Genomic DNA, 4,119 nt, shown 5'->3' with positions numbered 1-4,119 from the left:
ATAGATGCCCTGAAATTTCAGGGGATCAAGTCCGAGCTCAGCAAGCATCTTGCGGATGTCGGCAACAACGTTGTCATGGCGCTTGCCAGTCAGATCCGCAATCTCGCGGCTACTCATCGTCAGCGGTATGGCCGCTGGCGCCATCATGGTCACGCTCATCGGCCACGCCCTCCGAATTCGCTCCCCTCAAATGGCACTGCCATTTGTTCACGGATGTCCATAGCATTGGCGTCATGCAAAGCTTTTTCAGCCACCATCACCGTATAGGTCTTGCCGTGAACCCAGGCGTAGATGCAGTCACGCTGGGCCCCGGATACGTCCTGACGGCGCGCGGCGGCCTTTTGACGGAACAGCTCATCAGTGCGGGAGTCGATCCACGTTTTGGCCGGGGTGTCCAACTTGCCAAACGGGCCGGCAATGCCACGGGCAAACATCGGGGTCTGATCGTCGGTGGCCAGGTGGCCGATGGCGTGATCCAAGACCTCCTGGGCGTCCTCCGGGGAAAGCCCCTTGAGGGCATTCATCACAGCACCAAGGGCCGCGTTCTGGGCCTTGGACAGGTGCGAGAGTTGTTTGATGCGTGCGCTGGAGTCAGCCATTGCTCGTTCCCCTCACGTCTGCAACCTCGCGCGCTAGCTCGGGCCAAATTTGCTCCCAGTCTTTGGGATACCAAACTTGGCGCGGCACTGCGCCCTGCGTTGCCTGCTCAATGGCAACTGCAGTTATCGGCTTCGGACGGCGAATGCCATCCCGCCAATGACGAATCTGGTCGTCCTTCTTGGCACCAACGCTCTCGCGGAGCTGGGCTATGGAGAGCGCACCTTCAGACTCAAGGTACGTCCTCAGTTCAAGGCATGGCGTAAGTTTGCTCATGCACCAATTCTATATCTTTTGATACTTTCCGAGTACCTTTTGATATGAATTCAGATCTGTACCATAAGATACGGGCTGTCTATCCTGTTCAGATGGACAAAGATGCTGTTGATACCTTCAGACGCGAGCGCTTGGCTGCGCTAGCCGATCACATGGGTGGGCGCGCCGCCCTTGGTCGGGCGCTGGGGTACAAAGATGGTGGTTATGTAAATCACATGATTTCCGGCATTCGGCCGATCACCGAAAAAACTATCGTGCTCTGCGAGCAACTGCCTGGCGCTACGGGTTGGTTTAGCGACACAAAATTTCAAGAGCGCGCACTCTCGCGGGAAGTGGTTGCAGCCATCGCAAAACTGGAGCCTGCCGAGGTGCGACGCATAGAAAACCTGCTGCGCGGCATGCTGGATCTGCCCCAAACACGCGCGTAACGTTTGAATTTTTGACTTTCCGATAAATTGACAAACTTGCTTCGCCCATGAATACTGTACGGAACAACAGTATTTTCATGAGGTATTTGTGAGCAGCAGTCCCTCCCCCGAGGAGCCCGTAACGCTTTTCCATCACGGTGGGGGGACGCTGTGCCTGGCTACCAAACAAGAGCGGGAAGCGTTTTGCCGAGGGCGACTGGAAACGGCTGCGGACTTAGCCGAGCTCTGCGCAACGAACATCAAAGATGAAAACTCCAGTCTGCACACGACTCTGCGACTCATTGCCAGCATGCTTCATGAAGCGAATGAAGCCATGACCACCGGAAATTGAGGATCCAATGATGTAGCCAGCCGACACTCGTCGGCTTTTTTTTCGCCAAAACAGTATCTTTTGATATTGCATAAATCAATATCATTTGGTACATTCAATCCCGTCGCTAAACAACAGCGGCGGGTGCCAGGTGATCGAGCCAGCACCACGGCTCATGCAGCAGCACGGCTGGATAAACATAGGGCACCGCGGGCGGCAGCGGGATACAAAAGGTCGTCGTGCGCTGTAGTCAGTACTGCTCTGCCCCCGGATGGGATCGGCAACAGGAACATCAAAGGTCACGCAAAGTCCAGACCCTGGGGCTAAGTACGGGGGTGAGGCATACAGGGATGCCAAGAAAAGAAAAGCCCACCGCGATAGCGGCGCCGCCCGGAGCGTCAACCGGGATCAACCCACAGCATCGCTTGCGGTGCTGCGGACTGATTGCTACAGATATGCAGCTTTCTAACATAAATGATTGTTTTAATACTCAAAATCAAAACGTATCAAGTGATATTCATGCGTTGACCAGACCAGTACCTCGCCTTAAGATACTGTACAAATACACAGTAATTTGGAGTGAAAATGCAGTGCAAACCTGGTGATCTGGCCATCGTCGTCAATGACTTGGAGTACCCCAACAACAACGGCGCACTACTGGAAATCCTCTGCCCCGCCAAGCCCGGCGCCCATTCGATACCTGCTGACTGGGTGGGGCGCCCTCTCTCCAACTTTCAGTTTGGCGACCGTCACTGCTCGCCAGGAGCGCCAAACATCGTCGTCTATCGTGATGTTGAGCTGCGCCCGCTGCGCAATAGCGATGGAGAAGATGAAACCCTCTCCTGGGCTGACCTTCCCAAACAGACAGACCAGGAGCTGCCCAGCAAAACACATGATGAAGTGGTTGCAGCAACCCTGCAGACGTCCTTCCTACGCGCCAAGGTGAAACGCGCCGAGCAATTCGTCAGCGGAGCCTGGAACCTAACCGTGGTCAGTGGAGACATGGGTTTTGACGTTCGAGTGGATGCCCATATTTCACCGCCTGGTGGCTTCAATCCGGGTGACTGCCTCCGCCTGGAATACAAAAAAGGCGACCACCCGTTTTTTGGCCCCTTCATCAAAGCGCACCTGCTGGATGAATAGGCTCCACCTCATTACCAACGGAATTTCAAAACAATGGAAGCTGCCAACACCTCCCAGAAGCCAGCCAGCCCCAACAGCCCCAACGGATGCTGGGATCGCCACGGCTACCGTGTTGAACGCATCGACCAAGCCATGGGCGCGCCGACACGAAACATTTACGGACCTGACGGCACCCTGGTGCTGGAGGACACCGACTACGACGAGGAAATGGCCTACTGCCGCGAGCACGGCCTGCTCCTGCCGTCTGAGGACTGACGGAGATTGCGGTTAACGCAGCTTGAAAGCTCAGCTACGTTCCTGACGCCGTTTTTGGAGTGTGACGTTTAAGGTCATTTAAAGGAGTACTGTGGATTCAGGCGATCAATCTTGACAGCCACCATAGACCGGAGGTCTATATGTCTTTCATCGACAAAACCATTTTCAATATTCGCTCTAGAAATCCCGCAGCGAAGAAGGATATCGATAGTCGTAGCGTCTCAGATGACGACTATGTTTTCCACACACCATTCCAAACGGATGCAGCGTTGCAAGCGGAAACACGTGAGCAGATGCTTCATAAAAAAACCAACCGAATCTTGCTACAAGCGGTCCTCAACAAAATCTCCTCCGCTTGAAAAAGCATCCGACCGGAGGTTTATATGTTTTCATTACTTAGGCACAAACGACAGACCGAATTTTGGCGCGACATGTGGCTCATCCTTCATGAGCCAACCTCAAAGATTCAACCCATACCCTCGAGTCTCGATCAAACCCATTTACCAAAGCAAGAAGCTCAGCAGCCCAAGCCCCAGGCACGTCCAGGCAACGACAGGGCCTGACAAAGGAGCACCCAGAGATAAGGCGAACTACCCTAGCTCGCAGTGATAGACCGGAGGTCTATATGTCTATAAGCCGCATCCCATCGTCGTTCCTGAAAGTTTGGAAAACAGTCAAACAAGTTTTCGCCAGGGGAGACGATTTCCCCACTCCAACCAACATCGAGCAGTGCGAACCGCCTGAAAAAGCCAAGAGAAGACAAGAGGAGAGGCAATTGCGTATGCGCCATAGCTACCGCCATTGGTAGCAAGAGTGCTAACAGCTCGCCGAGTACAGCTTTCTTATGTACAGCCACCTTACCGGTGGCTTTTTTTCGCCCGGAGGTTTTGATATGTGAGCGAGTAGCCAGCATGCGGCATGCATGTGCCTTCCCCCGCAGGGCTAAGCGGGGCCAAAACAAAAGCGTCTTCATCCGAGGGCGCTTTTGTTTTTTCAAGGAGCAAAGATGCCAAATTGGGTCACGAACAAAGTGCTAGCTTCGCAGGCTGTAATTGAGGCCGCGACCAATCAACAAGGGCGATTTGATTTCAGCAAGGCTATGCCATCGCC

The 4,119-nt window shown here is 54.0% G+C and carries 7 protein-coding genes; 4 read left to right on the top strand and 3 right to left on the bottom strand.

Annotation, left to right across the window (positions count from 1 at the left end; all coding sequences use genetic code 11):
- The 3 genes from ACNAZA_RS22280 to ACNAZA_RS22270 all read right to left on the bottom strand — a co-directional run.
- On the bottom strand, positions 1-117 hold a 117-nt coding region (locus tag ACNAZA_RS22280), incomplete at its 3' end, for a Rha family transcriptional regulator (RefSeq protein WP_415798675.1).
- Positions 118-155: 38 nt separating this feature from the next.
- Positions 156-599, bottom strand: a complete 444-nt coding sequence (locus ACNAZA_RS22275) for a hypothetical protein (protein ID WP_415798674.1) — start codon at positions 597-599, stop codon at positions 156-158.
- Positions 592-873: a hypothetical protein gene (locus ACNAZA_RS22270; RefSeq protein ID WP_415798673.1), complete on the bottom strand. Its 282-nt coding sequence runs from the start codon at positions 871-873 to the stop codon at positions 592-594. Before ACNAZA_RS22270 ends, ACNAZA_RS22275 begins: the two co-directional genes overlap by 8 nt.
- Before the next feature lie 44 nt (positions 874-917).
- Here ACNAZA_RS22270 and ACNAZA_RS22265 point away from each other — a divergent pair, with 44 nt between their 5' ends.
- The 4 genes from ACNAZA_RS22265 (at position 918) to ACNAZA_RS22250 (ending at position 3,368) form a co-directional block, all read left to right on the top strand.
- On the top strand, positions 918-1,301 hold the full coding sequence (locus tag ACNAZA_RS22265) for a hypothetical protein (RefSeq protein ID WP_415798672.1): 384 nt from the start codon (positions 918-920) through the stop codon (positions 1,299-1,301).
- Positions 1,302-2,196: 895 nt separating this feature from the next.
- On the top strand, positions 2,197-2,754 hold the full coding sequence (locus tag ACNAZA_RS22260; protein WP_415798671.1) for a hypothetical protein: 558 nt from the start codon (positions 2,197-2,199) through the stop codon (positions 2,752-2,754).
- A gap of 33 nt (positions 2,755-2,787) precedes the next feature.
- Positions 2,788-3,009, top strand: coding sequence for a hypothetical protein (locus tag ACNAZA_RS22255; RefSeq protein WP_415798670.1), 222 nt, complete (start codon positions 2,788-2,790; stop codon positions 3,007-3,009).
- Positions 3,010-3,149: 140 nt separating this feature from the next.
- Positions 3,150-3,368, top strand: a complete 219-nt coding sequence (locus tag ACNAZA_RS22250; protein WP_415798668.1) for a hypothetical protein — start codon at positions 3,150-3,152, stop codon at positions 3,366-3,368.
- Positions 3,369-4,119 lie beyond the last annotated feature (751 nt).

This window comes from Comamonas aquatilis, from assembly GCF_965139575.1.
Taxonomy (GTDB): Bacteria; Pseudomonadota; Gammaproteobacteria; order Burkholderiales; family Burkholderiaceae_C; genus Comamonas; species Comamonas aquatilis.
This window is presented reverse-complemented; position numbering and strand designations above follow the sequence as displayed.

Excerpts from the sequence above, each read along its gene's own strand:
- ACNAZA_RS22260 (WP_415798671.1), top strand. The coding sequence starts at position 2,197 with ATGCAGTGCAAACCTGGTGATCTGGCCATCGTCGTCAATGACTTGGAG.
- ACNAZA_RS22275 (WP_415798674.1), bottom strand. The coding sequence starts at position 599 with ATGGCTGACTCCAGCGCACGCATCAAACAACTCTCGCACCTGTCCAAG.
- ACNAZA_RS22265 (WP_415798672.1), top strand. The coding sequence starts at position 918 with ATGAATTCAGATCTGTACCATAAGATACGGGCTGTCTATCCTGTTCAG.
- ACNAZA_RS22255 (WP_415798670.1), top strand. The coding sequence starts at position 2,788 with ATGGAAGCTGCCAACACCTCCCAGAAGCCAGCCAGCCCCAACAGCCCC.
- ACNAZA_RS22270 (WP_415798673.1), bottom strand. The coding sequence starts at position 873 with ATGAGCAAACTTACGCCATGCCTTGAACTGAGGACGTACCTTGAGTCT.
- ACNAZA_RS22250 (WP_415798668.1), top strand. The coding sequence starts at position 3,150 with ATGTCTTTCATCGACAAAACCATTTTCAATATTCGCTCTAGAAATCCC.